The sequence below is a fragment of the Variovorax sp. LARHSF232 genome, from assembly GCF_052871435.1.
The window spans coordinates 772,558-793,937 of sequence record NZ_JBIXJS010000001.1; the positions used below are offsets into that span (position 1 = coordinate 772,558).

16 protein-coding genes and 1 pseudogene are annotated in these 21,380 nt (G+C 65.7%); 9 read left to right on the plus strand and 8 right to left on the minus strand.

All coding sequences use genetic code 11. The features are described from left to right. The first annotated feature begins 14 nt into the window (after window positions 1-14). Both ACIPRI_RS03680 and ACIPRI_RS03685 read left to right on the plus strand, forming a co-directional pair. A complete protein-coding gene (locus tag ACIPRI_RS03680) occupies window positions 15-818 on the plus strand; it encodes an SDR family NAD(P)-dependent oxidoreductase (protein WP_446588609.1) in 804 nt (267 codons plus the stop codon). A gap of 29 nt (window positions 819-847) precedes the next feature. Continuing rightward, on the plus strand, window positions 848-1,924 hold the full coding sequence (locus tag ACIPRI_RS03685) for an AraC family transcriptional regulator ligand-binding domain-containing protein (RefSeq protein ID WP_446588611.1): 1,077 nt from the start codon (window positions 848-850) through the stop codon (window positions 1,922-1,924). A 21-nt stretch (window positions 1,925-1,945) separates the two neighbouring features. Here the strand turns inward: ACIPRI_RS03685 and ACIPRI_RS03690 are convergent. Beyond that, a pseudogene (locus ACIPRI_RS03690) lies at window positions 1,946-2,275 on the minus strand (tripartite tricarboxylate transporter substrate-binding protein); the annotation flags it as partial. Here ACIPRI_RS03690 and ACIPRI_RS03695 point away from each other — a divergent pair. After that, on the plus strand, window positions 2,171-2,593 hold the full coding sequence (locus ACIPRI_RS03695; protein WP_446620392.1) for a hypothetical protein: 423 nt from the start codon (window positions 2,171-2,173) through the stop codon (window positions 2,591-2,593). The pseudogene ACIPRI_RS03690 and the gene ACIPRI_RS03695 overlap by 105 nt on opposite strands. 102 nt (window positions 2,594-2,695) lie before the next feature. On the opposite strand, the gene ACIPRI_RS03700 is transcribed toward ACIPRI_RS03695, so the two are convergent. Next, window positions 2,696-3,598, minus strand: coding sequence for a LysR family transcriptional regulator (locus tag ACIPRI_RS03700; protein WP_446588613.1), 903 nt, complete (start codon window positions 3,596-3,598; stop codon window positions 2,696-2,698). A gap of 32 nt (window positions 3,599-3,630) precedes the next feature. Between ACIPRI_RS03700 and ACIPRI_RS03705 the strand changes: the two genes are divergently transcribed. After that, on the plus strand, window positions 3,631-4,854 hold the full coding sequence (locus tag ACIPRI_RS03705; protein WP_446588615.1) for an Acg family FMN-binding oxidoreductase: 1,224 nt from the start codon (window positions 3,631-3,633) through the stop codon (window positions 4,852-4,854). A gap of 898 nt (window positions 4,855-5,752) precedes the next feature. Here the strand turns inward: ACIPRI_RS03705 and ACIPRI_RS03710 are convergent. Further along, the gene (locus ACIPRI_RS03710; protein ID WP_446588617.1) at window positions 5,753-6,682 is read right to left on the minus strand and encodes a class I SAM-dependent methyltransferase; all 930 of its coding nucleotides are present in this window, start codon (window positions 6,680-6,682) and stop codon (window positions 5,753-5,755) included. On the opposite strand from ACIPRI_RS03710, the gene ACIPRI_RS03715 reads away from it, so the two are divergent. The 3 genes from ACIPRI_RS03715 (at window position 6,681) to ACIPRI_RS03725 (ending at window position 14,496) form a co-directional block, all read left to right on the plus strand. Further along, window positions 6,681-8,216: a hypothetical protein gene (locus tag ACIPRI_RS03715; RefSeq protein ID WP_446588619.1), complete on the plus strand. Its 1,536-nt coding sequence runs from the start codon at window positions 6,681-6,683 to the stop codon at window positions 8,214-8,216. The two genes, ACIPRI_RS03710 and ACIPRI_RS03715, sit on opposite strands and share 2 nt — an antisense overlap. Window positions 8,217-8,238: 22 nt before the next feature. After that, a complete protein-coding gene (locus ACIPRI_RS03720; RefSeq protein ID WP_446588621.1) occupies window positions 8,239-13,554 on the plus strand; it encodes an AAA family ATPase in 5,316 nt (1,771 codons plus the stop codon). 282 nt (window positions 13,555-13,836) lie between these two features. Beyond that, window positions 13,837-14,496, plus strand: a complete 660-nt coding sequence (locus tag ACIPRI_RS03725) for an NUDIX hydrolase (RefSeq protein WP_446588623.1) — start codon at window positions 13,837-13,839, stop codon at window positions 14,494-14,496. A 283-nt stretch (window positions 14,497-14,779) separates the two neighbouring features. On the opposite strand, the gene ACIPRI_RS03730 is transcribed toward ACIPRI_RS03725, so the two are convergent. The 3 genes from ACIPRI_RS03730 to ACIPRI_RS03740 all read right to left on the minus strand — a co-directional run bounded on the left by ACIPRI_RS03730 (window position 14,780) and on the right by ACIPRI_RS03740 (window position 16,552). Continuing rightward, the gene (locus tag ACIPRI_RS03730) at window positions 14,780-15,043 is read right to left on the minus strand and encodes a hypothetical protein (protein ID WP_446588625.1); all 264 of its coding nucleotides are present in this window, start codon (window positions 15,041-15,043) and stop codon (window positions 14,780-14,782) included. A gap of 137 nt (window positions 15,044-15,180) precedes the next feature. Continuing rightward, window positions 15,181-15,705, minus strand: coding sequence for a hypothetical protein (locus ACIPRI_RS03735; RefSeq protein WP_446588627.1), 525 nt, complete (start codon window positions 15,703-15,705; stop codon window positions 15,181-15,183). 418 nt (window positions 15,706-16,123) lie between these two features. Then, the gene (locus tag ACIPRI_RS03740; RefSeq protein WP_436295984.1) at window positions 16,124-16,552 is read right to left on the minus strand and encodes a hypothetical protein; all 429 of its coding nucleotides are present in this window, start codon (window positions 16,550-16,552) and stop codon (window positions 16,124-16,126) included. A 245-nt stretch (window positions 16,553-16,797) separates the two neighbouring features. Here ACIPRI_RS03740 and ACIPRI_RS03745 point away from each other — a divergent pair, with 245 nt between their 5' ends. Next, on the plus strand, window positions 16,798-17,055 hold the full coding sequence (locus tag ACIPRI_RS03745) for a helix-turn-helix domain-containing protein (RefSeq protein ID WP_446588630.1): 258 nt from the start codon (window positions 16,798-16,800) through the stop codon (window positions 17,053-17,055). A gap of 3 nt (window positions 17,056-17,058) precedes the next feature. Continuing rightward, on the plus strand, window positions 17,059-18,375 hold the full coding sequence (locus ACIPRI_RS03750) for a M16 family metallopeptidase (protein WP_446588632.1): 1,317 nt from the start codon (window positions 17,059-17,061) through the stop codon (window positions 18,373-18,375). Between the two features lie 94 nt (window positions 18,376-18,469). On the opposite strand, the gene ACIPRI_RS03755 is transcribed toward ACIPRI_RS03750, so the two are convergent. Both ACIPRI_RS03755 and ACIPRI_RS03760 read right to left on the minus strand, forming a co-directional pair. Then, on the minus strand, window positions 18,470-20,845 hold the full coding sequence (locus ACIPRI_RS03755; RefSeq protein ID WP_446588634.1) for an arylsulfatase: 2,376 nt from the start codon (window positions 20,843-20,845) through the stop codon (window positions 18,470-18,472). Between the two features lie 11 nt (window positions 20,846-20,856). After that, window positions 20,857-21,327, minus strand: a complete 471-nt coding sequence (locus ACIPRI_RS03760; RefSeq protein ID WP_446588636.1) for a 2,4'-dihydroxyacetophenone dioxygenase family protein — start codon at window positions 21,325-21,327, stop codon at window positions 20,857-20,859. Window positions 21,328-21,380 lie beyond the last annotated feature (53 nt).

Genomic DNA, 21,380 nt, shown 5'->3' on the forward strand with positions numbered 1-21,380 from the left:
AAAAGGCCTCTCCCATGCAATCCACTTTCAAAGGCAAGGTCGCGGTCGTGACCGGCGCCGGCTCCGGCATCGGCCGCGCGCTGGCCATGCAGCTGGCCCAATCCGGCGCACGCCTGGCACTGTCCGACATCGATCAGGCGAGCCTGTCCGTCACCATGAGCATGCTGACCGCCGGCACCGAGGCCCGCGCCTACAAGCTCGACGTGTCCTCGAAGGAGGCCGTGTTCGACCATGCCGACGGCGTCAAGCGCGACTTCGGCACAGCGCACTTCGTCTTCAACAACGCCGGCGCCAGCATCGTGGGCACCTTCGAGCACATGAACGTCGAGGAGATCGAATGGCTGCTCGGCATCAACCTGTGGGGCGTGATCTACGGCAGCAAGGCCTTCCTGCCGATGATGCTGGCGCAGCGCGAAGGCTGCATCATCAACATGTCGAGCGTGTTCGGCCTGGTCGGCTTTCCCGCGCAGAGCGCCTACAACATCTCCAAGTTCGGCGTACGCGGCCTCACCGAGTGCCTGTGGCGCGAGCTGGAAGGCACCGGTGTGCGTGCCCTCAGCGTGCATCCGGGCGGCATCAAGACCAACATCGAGCGGGCCGCGCGCCGCTGCGCGCGCGCCGGCGACGAGGAAGCGCGATTCTCGGTGCTGGCCGACAAGCTGCTGACGACGCCGCCGGAAGACTGCGCCACCGCCATCCTCAACGGAGTGCGCCGCGGCAAGAAGCGCGTGGTCACGGGCAACCAGTCGGCGCCGCTGTTCTGGCTGTCGCGCCTCATGCCCAACAGCTATCACAGCGTGGTCAAGCTGATCGCCTGAGCACGCACCGAATCGAGTCGCTTTTTCCGATGCTGCCGCCCTCACCACCACCACCTGCGCGCCGCGCACCCCGGCGCGTGCCGGTGCGCTACTTTGCGCTGATGGTGGATTGGCTGCGCGCCCAAGGCGTCGACGGCGCGCGCCTGCTGGCGCTGGCTGGCATCGAGCCCGGCCGCATGGCGCTGGCCGACGACGGCATGCTGGCGCTGCACGAGGCGCAGGCGCTGATCGATGGCGCGTACCGGCTGTCGGGCCGGCAGGACCTGGGCTTCGAGGTGGGGCTGCGCATCAAGCCCAACTCGCACGGCCTGCTGGGCTACGGCATGCTGAGCTGCCGCGACCTGGATCAGGTGCTGCGCCTGGCAAGCTGCCACTACCACCTGATCACCGAGCTGTTCAGCATGCGCTACCGCCGCGTGGCGGCAGGCCATGGCGAGGCGGTGTTCAGCCCGGTGACGGCGATGCCGCTGTGCGTGCTGCGCTTTCACATGGAGTCGATCGCGGTGTCGGTGCACCAGCACCTGGCCTTGCTGGCCGGCGAGGCGCAGCAGGGGCGCTGGCGCCTGAGCCTGGGCATGTCGCAGCCGCGCCACCACGCGCGCTACACCGCCCTGTCGGCCGACGGCTTCCGCTTCGACGAACGGGCGCTGCCGGGCATCACGCTGCGCATCGATGCCGCCGCGCTGGAGCAGCCGCTGCCGCTGGCGGCGCCGCAGGTGGTGGAGCAGATCGACGAGCACCTCGAATCGCTGCGCCCGCGCCCGCTGCCGGATGCGAGCTGGGGCGACTACATCACCATGCTGCTGCGCGAATCGCAGGGCCAGCAGGTGACGCTGGAAGACATCGCGCGGCGCATGAACATCTCCGCCCGCACGGTCGACCGCAAGCTGCGGCAAGAGCAGCTGCAGTTTCGCGAGCTGTCGCAGCGGGTGCGCTTCGAGCGGGCGCGCGACCTGCTGCTTGCGCAGCGCGGCCACTCCGTGGCGCGCGTGGCCGAACAGCTGGGCTTCACGGATCCGGCCAACTTCACGCGGGCGTTCAGGCGGCGTGCGGGGGCGACGCCCAGCGCGTTTCGGCAGCTGGCGGGGATGACGGTCGGCGCTTGAGGGCTGGTCTCGCGCCTGCCATCAGTCGGCGTACTCGCCCGCGTCCTTGATCACCTTCGACCAGCGCGCCGTCTCGGCGACCAGGAATTTCTTGTGGCCTGCCGGGCCCAGCCGGTCGTCGTTCACGATCGCGAGACCGAGCGCCTCCTCGCGCTTGATCAGCTCGGGGTCCTTCAGCGTGGCTCGAAGTGCGGCGTTGATCCTGGCAAGAACCGCGGGCGGCGTGCCTTTGGGTGCATAGAGCCCATGCCACACCTGGACATTGAAGTCCTTCAGACCGGCTTCCGACAAGGTCGGCGCATCCCTGAGCGCGGGGAGCGGGATCCGCTGCAGACTGGTGATCCCGTAGACTGGCGTAGTTCGGCGAAGCTGTTGGCCGCCAGCGTCGGCTTGCCGATCCTGACGACGCCTCATTTTCTTGTTGTGCCGCTACTGCTCGATCGGCATCCAGACCTCATCGCTACCGTACCCATGGAACTTGCGAGCGTCTTCTCCAACTACGGCACGCTGCGAATCCTGAAGCCACCGATCGAGCTGCCACAGTTCGCGTTGAGCCAGCATTGGCATCCCCGATTTCACAACGACCCGGCCGTGAGTTGGTTGCGTGCTCTCATGAAGCGAACGTTCGAGCACTACCGAGAACCGGAACTCGCGAAGCTTCCCAAGTGATGAGCCGCATTCGAACGTCCGTTGAGTGCGAATGCGTGAGCCGGGGACCGGAACCTCGATCTCGGTCTCGGACGTCGAGGACTTGCGATGGGCCCCATGCACTCATGAACCCTGCGCCGACAAGGCCACAGGTACTTGCTCGGCGAGAAAGTCGTACACCGCTCGAATACGGGGACTGGTGCGGATTTCACGATGCACAGTGAGCCATATGGGGAAATGCGGCAGCTTCAGCGTCGGCAACAGGGGCTGCACCTTGGGGTCCGTGCGCATCACGTATTCGCTGATGAAGCCAACTCCCAGGCCAGCGCGCACGGCAGCCCATTGCGCCATCAGGTCGTCGCTGCGCAGACCGAAGCGCAGCGTATCCGGCGGGATCCCCAATGCCGCGGCATGGTCGCGCACGTCGTTTTCCTCGTCCCCGCCCACCAACAGGTGTGCGCCGAGGTCTTCCGGCCGCTGTGGCGTGCCGCTGCGGTGCAGGTAGTCACGGTGCGCGCAGGCACCGATGGTCACCTGCGCGATACGCCGTGTGATCAGTGAGGCCTGCTGCGGCCTCACCATGCGCAAGGCGATGTCGGCCTCGCGCCGCAGCAGATTGCTTACCGCGTTGCTCACGACCAGTTCCACCGTCACCTGCGGCAGCACCTCCCGCATGCGCGCAAGCAGCGGCGGCAGAAGCACACAGGCCACCGGCTGGCTGGCACTGAGGCGCACGGCGCCTCTGCCCCCTTCTTCAGCACCTTGCGCAAGCCGCCATAACCGGTCGGCGCTGCCCTCCATGGCGCGAGCGGTTTCGGCCAGCCGCAACGCCTGTTCGGTGGGCACGAGGCCGCGGCCGGTGCGCTCGAACAGCACGACGGCGAGCTGACGTTCCAGCTGCACGATGTGGCGGCCCAACGTAGGCTGGCTGGTGCCGATGTCCCGCGCGGCGGCCAGCAGGCTGCCGTGATCCATGGCCGCCAGGAACGCGCGCACCAAGGACCAGTCGAAGCTTGCGTTATTCATGAATGCATATCTGTTCTCAACATTCTTGAATTGTGCTGTCGCGGCGCCGCTTTCACAATTCAGGCCTTCAACGACGGGAGAAGTTCATGCAGACGAACCGGCGCAATGCCTTGCGATTGATTGGCGGAGGGGCGATCGCGGCAGCCACCGTCGCCGTGACCGTGACGGCATGCAGCAACGAACTGCCGGCCGAAGCGGTGGCCCCCTGGCAAGGCCCGGGCGCCGAAACCGACCTGCGGCGCTGGATCCTGGCGCACGCGATCCTGGCGCCTCATTCGCACAACCTGCAGTCGTGGCTGGTCGACTTGCGTGAACCCGACGTGATCACGCTCCACATGGACCTGGGGCGGCTCCTGCCCGAAACCGACCCGTACTCGCGCCAGATGGTCATGAGCCAAGGCACGTTTCTGGAATTGCTGAACCAGGCGGCGCGCCAGCGCGGTTACCGCGCCGAGATGCAGCTCTTTCCCCTTGGAGCCTTTGATCGCAAGCGTCCCGACCAAAGGCCTACTGCACGCATCCGCCTGGTGGAAGACGCGGCCATCAGGCCCGATCCATTGTTCACCCAGGTGTTCCGGCGCCACACAAATCGCTCGCCCTACGAAATGCGGGCGCCCAGCGCACAGGCGCTGCAGGCAATCCGCGAGGCGGTGGCGGGCTTTCCGGTGACAGCGGGCTTCAGCGATCCGACGCAGGCGGCCGCGCTGGACGTTCAGCGCGAGATCGCCAAGCGGGCGTGGCGCATTGAGCTGAGCACGCCGCGCACGCTGCTGGAGTCGTACAAAGTGCTGCGCGTGGGGCCGAAGGAAATCGCGCAGCATCGTGACGGGCTGTCGCTGAATGACCCGATGGTGCGGTTCCTCACGGCCGTGGGCTTGTTCGACCGCTCACACCCCTCGGCGCCCGACAGCCAGGCCATCCAGGGCCAGATCAAGAGGTTCAACGCGGCGATTGATTCAACGCCGGCGTTCTTTTGGATGGTGACGGCCGACAACGAGCGCGTCACGCAGTTGCTCGCGGGCCAAGCCTACGTGCGCGCACAACTGGCCGCCACGGCGCACAACTTGGCGATGCACCCTCTGCAACAGGCGCTGCAGGAGTATCCGGAGCAGGACGAGATGCGCGCACAGATCCACAAGTTGCTGGACGCACAGCGGTCGGGCCAGACAATCCAGATGTGGGCGCGGCTGGGCTACGGGCCAACTGTGGGCCCTGCGCCGCGCCGCAGCGTGCTGTCCCACCTGCTCCAAGCGTAGGGCTGCACGCGTGCTCGGCTTGCAGCGGAAGCGGACTGTCGCTTGACCCGCATGAACTCATGGCGCCGGTCACAGGCATATCATGCTTGGAGTGCTTATGGCGGGAGGCACAGACACGGGCCGCGTTGGCGCAACCGAACTATGGTAACGGCCTACGCTGGGTTCACACAGTCAACGCGGACTCGGCATATGAATGGTGTTGGTCATGAAATTTGGCAATTTGACCGCATGCCTTGCCTCAGTTGCCCTGGGCGCTTCTTCCACTGCCTTCAGCGCGCCCCCTTTGGGCGGCTCACCCGTTACCAAATTCGACACAATGAGGGACTATGCGCAAGGTAGCGTATGCATCAGCGGGGCATGCTCCGGGTTCACTGCGGAGACGAAAGACGCGAATGGGGTGCTGGCCGGGACTGTTGAGGCTTACTATTTAGCCGGACCCACCCTCACCTTTTTATATTGCGAAGGGCCGCAGTACGCGAACGTTGTTTCCGTCAATCCGGGCAACGGCGCAACCACTGTCAACGCCACACTTGATCCGTCCGCGCCGGGCTGCACTGGCACTTATGGGGCAACGCTACACGTGAGCTTTACCGGCACCCCCGATGGATCCTATAGCAGTACTACTAGTGGCGACGGGAAAAGTGAGGTCCCTGGGTCGACCCAAACGTACCGATTCAACGAACATGTTTTCAGTGAGGCGTTTACTGGGACGAACGGTTTTATAACTGACGTCATTCCCGGGACGGCTTTATCCCATCGAATCACGGACATAACAAAGCTGAAGTGACGCCCCTCCCCAGCACCGGCGCAGACCAACTCCCGACGGTTTCGATCGGATAGGACGCATGCGGCCCACTCCGCAGAAGTTCAAACCATGCGATGTCTCGCCGTGACGGTCTTACGACGCCTCTGATCTGGTCGCGACAACGCATACCGCCATGTCTGCGACGTATGTCGAAGTATGGCTTTGGCGCTCTGCTTCGAGTCGGTTCCCAAGCGTTGGCACGTCTATCTCTTCAGCAGTGGCCACACCAAGTGCGACGATGCGAGACTGCATGAAGCCAACAATCTCATGCAGCGGGTAGTGCACACCCATCTCGTACCCGGCAAAAATGGCTTGCGCCCATAGCGCTTGCACCGCCATGCCCGCCTTCTGAAGCATCGGCGCAAGCGCCAGGCCTAGATTGGGGTTGGCACCTTCGCGGCGAACTGCTTCCCATATCCAGCGGTGGACTTGGTCATGGAGAGGCCAGCTTCCTGTACGACCAGGCGTCATCGTAGCGTCATGCTCCTGCAATCCCATCCTCCCGCCTGGCCGAAGAATTGCAGCAAGGCTCGCAAGCACATCCTGGGCGCTTGGCACGTACATCAGCACGCGCCGGCCAACGATGCAGTCAAAGGAGTTGGCTTCAAAGTTGAGGGTGGACAGGTCCCCGACGACGTATTCGATGTTTTGGAGGCCGGTCTGCTGAGTCGCGGACCTGGCCGCCTCGATTGCGCTTGGACTGCCGTCGAGGCCAACTACGCTGCCTTGCAGTCCGACAAGATCGGATATCGCTCGACTGAGCTCGCCGTTGCCGCAACCGATGTCGAGGACGCGCATCCCTCGCGCAATCTGAGTCCGCTGGAGAAGGTGACTTGTGATTTCGGATAGTTGATGCATAGCATCGTGATTGTTATTCACGACTGCAAGGATGCACCGCGCTGAATGGCGGCCGGCCCTCCTTCGCCAGGACTTGAGAATTAGGTCGAAAGATTTATTTACCCGTATCCTGATTAGGTTATCTGGGATACCCTTCCGCACCCACCGAGCTGAAGGGGCTTCCATGACCGACGCGACGCTGCCACCGGATCAATTCCTCTACGGACGCAAAGGACCCTGGCCGCAGCCGTCGCCATCGCACCCGCTGATCGAGGCGTACGAGGTGCTCAACATCCCGCCGATCGAGACCCTGCTCTGGAACGCCACGATCGGCGAACGGCTCCTGAAGACCCAGGTGGGCTACCCGCCCATGGCGGCGGGGCGGGCGGCGAAGAACATCGAAACCACCACCCCGACGGACGCCGAGTTCGCCACGATGATGTTCACGACGTCGTATCAGCGCTATCTGCAGCCGATCTCCGTCGAGGATTCGGAACTGCTCGAACGCGAGAACATCCGCTTCGGCGGGGGCGGCCAGACCTTCAAGTACGACTTCAGGGCCATGGGCCTGGTCGAGCCGCTGGCAGGCATGTATTGCGCCGGCACCCAGATCTTCATTTCGGGATCGCCGGCAGGCAAGCTGGTGGTCGAGGGTATCCGCGTCAACGGCATGATGGTCACGCCCGCCAACCAGGCCTGGGGGCTCGCCAAGATCTACGCCTTGCAGGGTGCCGCGTACCACATGCTTTTCGTGGTCCACCCGGCCCTGCATTTCCCGATGGATTCGGTCAATGCCATCACCAAGACGGCGGTGCCGCACACGCACCTCTTGTTCCAGCTGCTGTATCCGCATACAAGCTACACCCTGGCCCTGGACAACGCCGTGCTGGAAGGGCCGGAATCGGTCGTCAACGAGAACGCGCGCGGCTCCTGGTTCGATCCGCTGACCGGCAACGCGTACAACCTCAAGCTCTTGTTCGCCGCCGGCTACGCGGGCGTGCCCGATCAGCCGTACAGCGATTCCTATCCGGCGTACGACTACATGCGGCCGCAACTGCTCAAGTTGAAGGATTCGCCGCCGTCGCCCGTGTTCGATACGCCCTACAGCCGGTGGTTGACGGCGTATTACGAGCGCGCCTTCCTGCCCTTTTGCGAGGCGGTTGCCTTTGCGATTCTTGAAGCCGACCCCAAGGATTCGTACGTCACGCGCTGGGCCCGCTACCTGAACCAATGCGTGCGCGGCTTTCCCGACGAGAAGCAGATTCTCGACCTGAAGTGCCTGGCGCAGGCGCTGGCGATCTACATGTGGGACGTGACGGTGTCGCACGGCGCCGACCACTACAGCTTTGCCATGAACGTGCCGCCGGTCTACAAGTACCTGCGCATTCGCCGCGCGCCGCCCACTTCGCCGAACGACCCGCCAGTCACCCCGGGCCAGATCTTCACGGGCGATGACCTCTACCGCTCGGAGATGGCCCAGGCGATGTTCTTCATGCCCTCGGCCATCCCGCCCAACCTGGACCAGACCTACTACGCGTTCACCAGCCCGCTGCTGTGGCTGGTGCAAGAGGGCTTCCACAACAACCTCGATTCGGTCAGCACCGACAAGACGCTGACGCAGTACATGCCGCTCAAGGCTGTCGAGCCGCCGCCGCCGCTCGAGCCTGGGCCACCGGAAGTGCCCTACGCGCTGACCATCCCGGCCAGCATCCAGTTTTGATCCGGCCGGCGCCCCGACTGCCGTGGAAATCGGTGGCTACCAAGTCCGGGAGCTGATCCACCAGACGTCTCGCACCTCCGTGTACCGCGGCGTGGCGGCGGGCGAGGTCCCCGTCATCATCAAGACGCCGACCACGGAAAACCCGACGCCGCGGGACATCGCGCGCTACCAGTGGGCCTTCAACATCGCCGCCGATGCCGACGAGCGCGCCGTGGTGCGGCACCTCGAGCTGGTGCGCTTCAATGCGTCGGTCGCGCTGGTCACGCAGGACTTGGGTGGCGTGCCGCTGGCCACGCTGCTTTCCGCAAAGGCGATGCCCCTGGCGCGCTGGCTCGAGCTCAGCGCCGGCCTGGCCACCGCACTGGGCCGGCTGCATGCATCGGGGCTGGTCCACAAGGACCTGAACCCGTACAACGTGCTCGTGCTGCCGGGTGCGGGCGGCGTGCGCCTGATCGACCTGGGCATTTCCATGCGCCTCAAACGCGAGGTCGTCGACGCGCCGGCGCTCGACCAGATCGAGGGCACGCTCGCCTACATGTCGCCGGAGCAATGCGGCCGCATCGCCAGCCCGGTCGACAACCGTTCCGACCTGTACAGCCTGGGCGTCACGATGTTCGAGCTGGCGACGGGCCGCCCGCCGTTTTCGATGGAGTCGGCCGCTGAGCTGGCGCACGCCCACGTCGCGCGCGCGCCGGCGCCGCTGCACGAACTGCGGCCGGAGTTTCCCGCGGTGGTGTCGCAGATGGTGGGCCGCCTCCTGGCCAAGAATGCCGACGACCGCTATGCGAGTGCCCAGGGGCTCGCCCATGACCTGGGCCGATGCATCACCGAGCTGCGCCGAACCGGCACGGTGCGCCCTTTTCCGATCGGCCAGACCGATGCCAGCTCCAGCTTTCGCATTCCCGATCGGCTGTATGGCCGGGAAGCAGAGCACCGGCGGCTGGTCGAGGCCATCGATCTCGCGACGGAGGGCGCACGCGTGGTCGTCACCGTGGCCGGCGTGAGCGGCATTGGCAAGACCTCGCTCGTCAACGAACTTCAGCGTCAGATCGCAGCAACGCGCGGCAGTGCTTGCGCGGGCAAGTTCGACCAGTTCCAGGCCGACCTGCCCTACGTGGGCATCCTGCACGCGATGCGGGCTCTGCTGCGCCGCGAACTGGCCGAGCCGGAGGACCGGCTGGAAGCGAGGCGCGGCGCGCTGCAGGAAGCGCTCGGCGTGCACGGGCAACTGCTGACTGCCGCTCTGCCCGAACTCGCCACCATCGTCGGCCCGCAGCCCGAAGTGGAAGAGGTGCCCCCGCGCGACGCCGCGCGCCGACTGCACCTGGTCGTGGCTCGCTTCCTGGCGGTCTTCGCGACGCGCGAGCAACCGCTCTTGATGTTCCTGGACGACCTGCAGTGGGCCGATCCGCCATCGATGCAGCTGATCGAGTTCCTCGCGACCGACCCGAGCCTGGCGCACCTGATCCTGATCGCGGGCTACCGTTCCAACGAAGTCGGGCCTGGCCATCCGCTGCAGACCGCACTGGGCCTGCTGCGCAGCGGCGCCGGCGTCTGCGTCGACATCGAGCTGGGGCCGCTGCGCCCGGCCGATGTGGTGCAACTGCTGGCGGACACCCTGCATGCGGACGCCGGCGCGGTGCAGTCGCTCGGCACGCACATTCACGGCGTCTCGGCGGGCAACCCGTTCTTCGTCGGCGAGTTCCTGCACGCATTGCGCGAACGCCGGTTCTTCCGTTATGACGAAGCGCACCAGGCCTGGATGTGGGACCTCGCGCGCATCCACGAGCACGGCGTGCCCGACAACGTGGCGGCGCTCATCACCGAGCGGCTGCGCGGCTTGCCGCCCGCCTGCCTGGACCTGCTGGACACGGCGTCGTGCGTGGGCGGCGAATTCGACCTTCGCACGCTCGCCAGCGTGCACGAGGCAGGCCAGAGCGCCGCCGCCGTGGCGCTGGCACCCGCGGTGCGCAGCGGCGTCATCGTGCCCTTGGACGTGCGCTACAAGGTGTTTGAGTCGCTCGACGGCTGGGCGATGCCCGACGAGGCCACTGCGGAGCTGGGCATCGCACGCTATCGCTTTCAGCACGACCGGGTGCGCCAGACCGTGCACGAACGGCTGGACACCCAGCGGCAGGCAGAGCGCCATCTGCGCATCGGCCGCCTGCTGATCCAGCATCTGCCAGCGGCCGAGCTGGAGCAACGCGTGGTCGATGTGTTCACCCACGTGGTGTTCGGCGTGCACATGCTGGAGGCGCGCGACGAACGCGACCGGTTGGCCCGCCTGGGGCTCAGTGGGGGCTTGCGTGCCCAGCGCGGACTGGCCTTCGACAGCGCGCGCAAGTTGCTTCACGCCGCCGCCAGCCTGTTGTCGCCGAAGGCGTGGACCGAGGACTACGACACTGCAATGGGCATCCACCTGGCATTGGCCCAATGCGCCTACGCGTTGATGTCGGGGGACGAGTTCGAGGCCACCTCCGCGATCGTGATCAAGCATGCACGCACCGCCGTGCACGCCTCCGAGGGGCACAGCCTGCGCATACGGGTTCGGCAGAGCCAGAACCGCTATGCCGAGGCGGTGGACCTGGGCATCGGCGTGGCCGCATCGCTCGGTGTCGCCTTGCCTCGCAAGCCGAAGATTCCGCACGTGCTCTGGGGCGTGGCGCGCGCCCTGGCAGCCCAAGGGCGCAGGGACGCGCTGAGCTTCGCGGAACTCCACGAAGCCAAGGATCCCGAGATTCGCGCCGCGGTTTCACTGCTTTGCAACATCGCCAACGCGGCCTACTTTGCCGAGCCGAACCTGCTGCCGCTGATCGGCATGACCTGCACGAGGCTCTCGATACGCCATGGCCTGACGCCCCAATCGCCCTACGGCTTCGCGGTCTGGGCGCTGGTGCTGTGCGGCGTTCTGGGCCGCATCGACAACGGCTACCGTTACGGCACTCTCGCGCTGGAGGTCGGCAAGCGCTATGGCGGTGCCGACGAGGCACGGGCGCGCTTCGTGGTCGACTGCTTCATCAAGCACTGGAAGGAGCCCTTGCCGGAAGTGGCGGCGCTGCTGCACACCGACTGGGCCCGCAACCGCGACAGCGGCGATGGAGAAAGCGCGACGTACTGTGCCGGCGTGCTGCTGTACACGCACTTGATGGCCGGCGGCTCGCTCGACGCGCAGGAGCGCTACGGCGAATCGATCCGATATCTGGTCGACTGCGAGCAGATCCACGTCAAGGACTGCTTCCTGGCGTGGGTCGAGTTGTTCGACGCGTTGCGCTTGCCCGAACTGCCGGGCGAGCTCGACGGCGAATGGTTCGGCTATGCACGCATGCTGCCCGGCTTCGAGCAGGCCAGCAACGCCGTGCAGATCGCGATCAGCTCGATCGCGGCGGGCATCCTCGATCACTTCGCCGGCCGCTTCGACCGCGCCGAGCAACGCTTCGCGACTGCCGCCCGCTGGGAAGAGAACATCGTCGGCCAGGTCCTCGTCCCGAGCCTGGCCTTCTTCCGCGCGCTGAACGCCTACCGGCGCGTGGCGGAGGGTCTGGCGGGCAAGGACGCGCTGAAGGTCGCGCACCGGCAGCACGGCCGGCTCAAGCGCTGGGCGGCCTTTGCGCCGTTCAACCTGGACCATCGCGTCTCGCTGCTCGACGCCGAGCAGGCGTGGTGTGCCGGCCGTGCGGCCGACGCGCTGCTCAAGCTGCACGCGGCCGTCGAGCAAGGCTCGCGCGGCGCGCTCATGTACCAGGCGATGGCGCAACAGCGCATCGCTTCGATCCTCGAATCGCAAGGCGCAATGCAGTCTGCTGCCGCGGCGGCGCTGCAGGCCTCGGACAGCTTCATGCGCTGGGGCTCGCCAGCCCTGGCGGCGCGCACCGGTGCGGCGCCGCTGGCGGCCCTGCGCACAACGACCTCGATCGGCACCACCGGCGATCACCACCAGCTGGAAGGCACCGACCTCAAGAGCCTGTTCGATGCCGTGGCCGCCATCTCCAGCGAAATCGACGAGTCGGCATTGCTGGGCCGGCTGATGCCGGCGCTGATGCAGGCTTCAGGTGCCGATCGCGGACTCTTGCTGCTGCTCGATTCGCAGCGTCGGCTCCGGGTCGAGGCCGAGGCCAGCCTCAACGAAACCGTGAGCCGGTGCGAGCCGCTGGAATCGTTCGGGGCGATCAGCCGGCGAGCGGTCGATCTGGCGCTGCGCTCAAAAACGCCGGTGCTTGTTCAGGACACGGCGACTGCCCAACTGCTCACCGGCGAAGCGCATGCGCGCGAGCACGGCGTGGCCTCGTTGCTCGCCATGGCCATCGCCTTGCAAGGACGCACGATCGGCGTGCTCTACCTGGAGAACCACATGGCGCGCGGCGCCTTCACCGCAAGCCGGGTCGAGGTCACGCGCGCGCTGGGGGCCCAGGCAGGCATCGCGCTCGAGAACGCCCGGCTGTACGGCAGGGTCCAGGCCGCACTGGAGACGCAAACCGCCCTCGCCGATGCGAACCAGCGCTTCGTGCCCCGCGAGTTCCTGCGTGGCCTCGGCTTCAAGAGCATCGTCGATGTGAAGTTGAACGAGGCCATCGAGCGCGAGATGAACGTCTTGTTCGTCGATCTGCGCGGCTTCACGGCGCACTCGTTGGCACTGGGGCCGAGCGGGACCATCGCGATGATCAACCGCTACCTGTCCCATGTGCAGCCCGGCATCGCGGCGCACGGCGGCTTTGTCGGGCAGTACTACGGAGACGGCGTGCTCGCTCTGTTTCCGAACGACACCGACGATGCGTTGCGCGGCGCGGTTGCCATGTGCCGAGGCCTGGAGGGATACAACCGCGAACGAGGCGGGGACTTCCCGGAACTGCAGTTTGGAATGGGCCTGCACCGGGGAAGCCTCACGCTCGGCACCATCGGCGACCCGGACCACTTTCAGTGCAGCGTGGTGGGCGACAGCGTCAACCTGGCCTCTCGCATCGAAGGCCTGACCAAGTATTTCGGTGCGACCTTGGTGCTGAGCAGCGCCACGCTGGCGCGGATTCGACAGCCGGCCCACTTCGGTTTGCGCCCGCTCGGACAGGTCGCGGTCGCAGGGCGCTCGGAAGAGTTCGAGGTGTTCGAGTGCGTGGCCTGCCTGCCCGAGCGGGTTCAGGAGCAGATCGGCGCGTGCAGCGAAACCTATTTGAATGCGCTGGCAGCGTATCGCGCGGGGCACTGGGCGGAGGCCCTGCCGATGTTCGAGGCCTGCCTACTGGCGTGCGAACACGACGCGGTCGCGCGTGGGTTCGTCAGTCGATGCCGTGAGCGATTGCGTATCGCGAAGCCTTGGGACGGGGTTGAGAGGCCGACGAAGGGATGAGCATCAAAGCGGCCATTGGCATGTCGGTCGATCCCTCTGACGCGACCGCCGGCTTCGCAGCGGTAGCGGTCCTCCGGGATAGCGGATGTGATGACCTGCAGGCCTTCGCTTGAGATGTGGTGCCCTCTCCTTCGTCGGGTCGAGATGGCGAGTGGGTACCCGCAGCGATCACATGACTTGCTCAGATATGCGACGCCTCCACACCGGAAGAATCAGTGCCAATCTTTCTCAGTACACAGGGAAGCAAACGCAATGGCGCATTCCGTAGTGAAATGCGCCAGCATGTACCTCACCGACTCCCTACGTGAGCTGATCGCCGGCAGGCTTGGACGCTTCGAGCAGCGCGGCCTCAGTGCGACCGATTCGCGTCGGGCTGCCGTGGCGTTGGCCCTCATCGAGGAAGGCACGGGCGCCTTGCTGCCCGGCATCGATGCCCCCACCGCCTGGAGCCGCAGCGCCGCGGTGCTACTGACGCGGCGCTCGGCCCGGCTACGCAACCACCCCGGCCAATGGGCGCTGCCGGGCGGAAGCATTGACGACAGCGAGTCGCCGGAGCAGGCCGCGTTGCGCGAACTGCATGAAGAGGTTGGCCTACGCTTGGAGGAAACCAGCATCCTCGGCCGCCTGGACGATTTCGTCACCCGCTCCGGATTCTCAATCACGCCCATAGTCGTGTGGGCCGGCGAGGCGCGCGAGCTCGAGCCCAGCGCGAGCGAAGTTGCAAGCATCCATCGCATCCCGGTGAGCGAGTTCATGCGCGCCGACGCACCGTGGCTGGATCCGATAGAGGACAGCGAACAGCCTGTTCTGCGCATGCCCGTGGGACTGACCTGGATCGCCGCGCCGACGGCGGCATTCATCTATCAGTTTCGGGAGGTCTGCATCGCCGGGCGAACTACGCGCGTTGCACATTTCGAGCAGCCGATGTTTGCGCGACAGTAGCCCCCGACGCGCAGGCGCTGCACTCCCCTGACAGTCTTGCAGCGGAAGCGGACTGTCGTTAGCCGAAGCTAGACTTCCGGGTCCGGCCACAACCGGCCTTCAGGCCGGTCCTTTAGTTTTCGCCTCCACCCGACCATGTGGCCTCCGAGGATTCAACTTGGCGCAAACATCCTTTTGAAGTCGGTCAGTCGTATGTGGCTCGGCAGTCTTTCCTAGATCCGCTCGACGTGGAGTTGTCGCAGGCAGGCGCTACGAACTTCGGCACGTCGTCGAGGCCTGACCCCTAGCTCGCAATTAGGACGCGAACAAGAACGACGAGGAGCCCTGCAGCGACGGATGTGGCGACGGTCATCATCACAAGGTCGGGCGTCCCTTCGTTCACGTTTTGCCGCGTCGGCATAACACTGGCACTGGGTTGCGCCACCGCTTCAAAGGCGGTGCTGAACGGGCTATAGAGTGCCCCGCCGAAGCTCACCGAGCCAGACTCGTCGCGCTCGACATCCTTACCAGTTAGCTCCTCGATCAAGTCCGCCTTGATAGAGGACACCTTCTCAGCGTCGGCTGCAAACAGCGATGCACCCGCAAACGCAGACAGCGCTGCCAGACAAACGCCTGCCAACGCCCTGCGCGTTCCTCGCTTCCTATTCGCCACAACGATGCCCCTTCGGGGTGCCGAGACCGTCGTTACTGATTGCTGCCGGTCACCTGGTGCGCCTGATGATTGCCGAAGGTCAGAGGCGCCGTGTTGCAAGTGAGCACGGTTTGTCCGGTCCCCGTCAGCTTGATGAGGACCAGCGCGGTGTCTTTGGTGCCAGGCTCTCCGCCATCGGTGAAAGTAAATGTTACTTCTGCAGGCTGCCCGTTGAAGGTGCCGCTTCCCGCTCCGTCAAAGGTGTCGAAGTTCGCACTCGGGGGTTGCTGGATCGCGTCAGTGTCGGTGCACACCGCCTTCGTCAAAGTGGTCAGATGGAAATTGTCGCCGCCGGAAAAGTTGATTTCCAGATTGTTTGGCTCTGCGAGCGTGGCCGGCGGATCGCCCTTGCAATGCAACTCGAACCCGTGCGTCACTTTTTGCTGCCCCGGATCACTGCAGACAAAGCTTCCGCCACCCGTCATTCGACCTTCCTGGTGCGCCCATGCAGCGCCCATCATCGTCGCCGCTGCTGCCGCGGCGGAGCAAAACACAGCCTTTCCGATTAGCTTGTTCATGACCTATCCCTCTGCCCCGCCACGGGCGGTGATACCAGGGCCAAAGCCCCCACTTCAGGAGGTTGAACAAACAGGCGCAAAGGCCCATCGGGCGCAAATCTTGTACACCTCAAACAGCCAACTCGCCATATCACGAATGGCGTATCGTTGCCCGGGCCGCGCGGGCGCTTCTTGGGCGCCGGCAGGCTCCACGGGGTCCAGGGTCTCCCGTGGTGACTCACTTGGGCCCGACAGTTACAGTTCGCGATCGTGAAGCGTCGCATCCGCAAGAGCCAAGTTCGAGGGATGCCGGGACTCCGCTTGAAGGCGTTGACGTTCAATGCAGAGCGCGGTGGAGCGCTCAACCTCCACGGCTTTGACTCATCTACCGTACCAGGGTCGCTGCGGGGAGCCGAGAATGGAGCTGTCGCGTCGAGTCTCACATGACCTGCATTACGGCGAACACCAGGTCCGGCGTCTTCTCGCTTCTCAGCTCAAATCGGTTGCCGGCGACCTGTCTCACGGACACGCAGGAAGCCTTCAAGCCTGACTCAGCACCCATCCATGTCAGTTCCCAGCAGAGCACGTTGTTCTTAACTTCCCATTTGCCCTGGTCCGCGCACTTGTCCGTATGCTTGCTCCCAACCGCTCTCGCGCATACCGACCGGTCCTTGCGAAAGTCAAAGAGGTTGGTGTGCGAAGGGCGTTCCGGGGTCCCATAGATTGAGAGTCCCCAGGTTCGCCCGCTGACCAGTTCAACCAGAGCGGCACCTGAGATCTCTTGCACAGTCTGAGTTTGCGCGGCGTCGGCCATGCATGCCGCGAGCAGAACTGCTGAGAGCTTTGGCAGGATCGGGGCGCTCGCCATTGTGTTCCTCGGTTGGAGCCTACCGTCACGGTGCAGAAAAACTGCGTCGTGGGCGCCAAAGCATCATGCGCTCCTGAGTATCCAAGCGCAAACGGGCCGTCAACGCGCCGATAGCAGCTCTTGGCGAGCAGGGCAATCGCTCCGAAAGTCCGTTGCAAGGCTCGGCCGCGAACTGTGGTCGCGGGCCAATAGCGGCCGCCGGATCACGGTAACGATCAGACCGCGGGCGCAGCGACAATGCACCCATGACCAAAGGAAAGCGCATCTCGGCAGACATCGGCGACGACGCCTTGCATGCAATCCGAGAATTGGGGGCAGCGGCAAGGTTGGCCCGATCAGCGGCCGGCGAGGGCCAGACCGCCGCGGCCGCGCGCCTTGGCGTGCATGTCCAAACCATCGGCCGCATTGAAGCGGGTGAGCCCGGCGTGGCCATCGGGCACGTGCTGGGCCTGCTCGCGCTCTATGGCGTCGGCGTCAGGCTGCAGCAGCCGGAAGGCCGCTGAGCCATGGTCCGGCTGCACGCGGAGCGCACCACCACGGTCCTCCACACGCTTCCAAACGGGGTGAGGCTGCTCGCCATTCACATTCCCCATGTGCAGAGCGCCAGTGTGGGCGTGTTCCTGCGTGTCGGCTCCCGGGACGAGACGCCGGTCACCAACGGCATCGGCCATGTCCTGGAGCACATGGCGTTCAAGGGGACCACCACCCGCTCCGTTCAGGCCATCAACCTGGATGCGGAGCGGCTCGGAGCGGATGTCAACGCGTTCACTGGCAAGGACACCACCGGCTACTTCATGACCGGCCTGGGCCGGCACGCGGAGCAGTTGCTGCGCATGACGGCCGACATCGTTTTGAACAGCACATTTCCCGACAGTGAACTGCAGCGCGAGCTGGAAGTGATTCGCCAGGAGGCCATCGAGTACGAGGAGGATCCACAGGATTACTCCAGCGAATTGCTCGACCGCGCGATCTGGGGCGACGACCCGATGGGCATGCCTGTGATCGGCACCGTCGGCAACATTGAAAGCTTTACCCGGCATGACCTGGTCCGCCACGTGCAGTCCCACTACGTCGCGGAAAAGACCGTCGTCGCTGCGGCCGGGAACTTCGACGTCGAAGCCTGGGTCGCGCTCGCCGGGGAACTCTTTGCAGCGGTGCCCCCGTCGGCCAACCTGCTCATGTCGCGACAGCCGGCGCCCGCGAAGTACATCGGTCATGCCATGGCCCGGCGCTTCACGCAGGTGTCGCAGGTGTTCCTGAACATTGCCTACCCGCTGGCGCCCGCGCTGCAGGAGGAGATGTCGCAGCAGCGCTGGCGCCTTGCGGCTTCACTGGCAGCCAACCTGTTTGGAGGCGGGATGTCGGCGCCCCTGGTCGACACAGTCCGCGAGCAGCTCGGCCTGGCCTACACGGCGCATTCCACAATGGACAGCGGGGACGTCTGGGCCAACTTCGTGGTGCATGCGGTCACAACCCCGGACAAGCTGGATGCGCTGCTGACGGCGACGGGTGGCCTTTTGCGTGCGCAGGCCACCACCATCGATCCGGTGCATCTGGAGCGGGCGAAGAACCAGCTGACCGTGTCCCGCGTGCGCGCACAGGAGCGGACCTACGCAACGATGGAGCAGGCCGTCGAAGAGCTCTTCGCCAGCGGGACCGTGACGCCGGTGGCCGAAGCGATTGCGATGATCGACGACATCGGAGCGGAAGAAGTGCGGGCGGTCTTCGAGCGGATGCTGGCCAACCCCCCGGCGCTGGCGATTACCGGCAAGGGCGCCAGCGCGCGAACCGCGCGGCAGCTGGCAGCGCGCCTGGCTGGCTGACTCTGTTAACGGGTCGGGTGCGACCGAGGTGAGCGCTGCAGCCTGGCGCAGAGCGCGCCGCCCGATCTGCCCTACCAGCGCCGCAAACACGCGGCTACAGATACCGGATGCTCACCCCCCCAATCCTCCCGTTGAACCTGAACGGCGCCCGCTCGAAATACGCCAGCGACACCGGCGAATAGCTGTCCATCCCCACATCGAACGCATCGTTCGCCGTAAAGGCCAGCGATGCGGTCACCGGCACGCGGCCCTTGGCCACCTCCTGGCCGTTCACGCGGATCACCACGTCCATCGGCGCCGCGTGCCGCTTTTCGACCATGCGCGACTCGACCTCGATGAGCACCTTGCCCGTCGGCAGCGCCACCGCAGCAGCAGCGCTGCTCTCGATGCGGGTGCGCTGCACCTCGAACAGGTTGTACTCGTAGCTGAGCTTGCCCTTGTCCACCCACAGCGCAAGGCCGCCGGAAAAGGCGCCCAGCGCATAAAGCACGCCGGCGGAGTCGGGGTTGAGCTCGACCTCCATGCTGACCACGTTGCTGCGCGCGCCGAGCTTGGGCCCGGCGAACTCCGGCACGGCCACCACGTCCTGCGTGTAGCGGAACTCGGTGGCGGGATTGCCCGGCGCGTCCTGCGGATGCAGGATCGACCACAGCCCGCCGCCGACCGGGTAGACCCGGTTCGACTTCGCCTGCGCGTCGAAGGCCTTCTTCATCTCGGCCACCTTCTTCGGATTTGCCGCCGCCAGGTCGTTCGCCTGCGAGTAGTCCGAGCGCAGGTCGTACAGCTCCCAGCTGTCCTGCTCCGGCGACCAGGTGGCGATGCTCTTGGGAAGGCCCGGCACCCATGGCACGCGCGGCCCGAAGACCGAGGCCATCCAGCCGTCCTGGTAGATGGCGCGGCTGCCCATGATCTCGAAGTACTGGCTCTTCTTGCGCCCCGGCGCCTTGGCCTCGCCGAAGCTGTAGCGCATGCTCACGCCGTCCATCGGTGCCTGCGTCACGCCGTCGACCAGCTTCGGCGCTCGGATGCCGGCCGCGTCGTAGATCGTCGGCACGATGTCGTTGACATGATGGAACTGCGTGCGCGCGGCCGCGTCCGGCTCGATCGACTTGGGCCACGACACCGCCAGCGGCGTGCGCGTGCCGCCGAAGTGCGACGCCACCAGCTTGGTCGCCTGGTGCGGCGTGCTGCCGGCCCAGGCCCAGGCCGCGTGGTACATGTTGTCGGTCTTGTTGCTACCCAGCACGTCGAGGCCGCCCAGCTCGTCCAAGGCGCGGAGGTGGTCCTTGACCTTCGTCGGGATGCCGTTTTGCGCCAGCAGTTCGCTGATGGTGCCGTTCTGGCCTTCGGCCGACGAGCCGTTGTCGCTCCAGACATAGAAGATCAGCGTGTTGTCGCGCAGGCCCAGGCGCTCCAGCTCGTCGACGAGGCGCCCGGCCTGCGTGTCGGCATGCTCCGTCATGCCGGCGAACAGCTCCATCAGGCGCCGCTGGAAGGGCTTCTCGTCCTCGGGGATGTCCTTCCAGGCCGGCAGCGTCACGGGGCGCGGCGTGAGCTGCGTGTCTTGCGGAATCCAGCCCATGGCCTTCTGCCGGGCGTAGATGCGCTCGCGCATCACATCCCAGCCTTCGTCGAACCTGCCTTTGTACTTGTCCGCCCATTCCTTGAAGATGTGGTGCGGGCCGTGCGAGGCACCCGGTGCCCAGTACATGAAAAAGGGCGTGCCGGGCTCGATCGCCTGGTGCTGGCGGATCCAGTGCACCGCCTTGTCGGTCATGTCCTCGGTGAAGTGGTAGCCCTTGCGGTGCGGCGCGGGCAGGCGCACCGTGTTCTCGACCACGGCCGGCTCCCATTGCGAGCTCTCGCCGCCCAGAAAGCCGTAGAAGTAATCGAAGCCGACCAGGCGCCCGGTCGGCCACAGGTCGAAGGGGCCTTGCTGCGTGGTCTCTGCCGCCGGCGTGTTGTGCCACTTGCCGAACGCCGCCGTCCTGTAGCCGTGGTAGCCCAGCACCTTGGCGGCCGAGGCGGCCGTGGCGGGCAGGCGGCCGGTGTAGCCGTCCCAGTCGTTGGCCAGCTCGGCGATCTGCCCGAAGCCGACGCGGTGGTGGTTGCGCCCGGTGAGCAGCGCCGCGCGCGTTGGCGAGCACATGGCGGCGTTGTGGAAGCGGTTGTACGAGATGCCGCTTTTCGCCACGCGCGACAAGGTCGGCGTGTGGATGTCGCCGCCGTAGGTGTCCGGCAGCGCCGGGCCCACGTCGTCGAGCATCACGACCAATACGTTGGGCGCGCCCTTGGGCAGGTGGCTGGCCGGCGGCAGGGGCGCGTAGGTCGAGGCCTGGACGGTCGGCCCGGCCTTGCTGCCCGACTTCCTCGGAGGGAATGGCAGGCTGTCCTGCGCAAGCGCGGTACTGGCCGCGACCGCCAGGGCCGCGATCGCACCGAGCACCCGGAGGCTTCGCTTCATGCCCATGGTGCCCGTCCTCAGTGGAATGCCGTGATGTCGACCGGCTCGATGTCGGCCGCGCGGCAGTAGGCCAGGTAGCGCTCGACGCCGGACTTCCAGTTCTCGATGGCCAGCACCTGGTCGTTCTCGCCCAGAAAGAGGAGGTCGCCCACCACGATGTTCAGCGTGATGAGCTCGCCACCGTTCTCCACCACCTGCGGGGTGTGGCTGGAGGCGGCCGTCTCGAAGACGATGCTGCCGGGGCCGGCGATCCAGTCGTGCTCCAGGTACTTCCAGCTGCCCTTGACCGTGTAGACGATCACCGTGCCGGAGTGATGGTGCTTGGGCAGCTGCGCGCCAGCCGGGGCCTTGAGCAGGGTGATGGTCTCGCCGCGGATCGGGTCGCACTTGAAGTACTTGAGCATCACCTCGTTGCTGTAGGGCGCGAAGGGCACCCAGGGAATGGATTCGTCGTCGATGACTGCGGTGTGGATCTGTTCGTAGAGCATGGTTGTTCCAGTGGTGGGGAATGGCCGATGTGGCTAGGATCGCCACCCGTCAC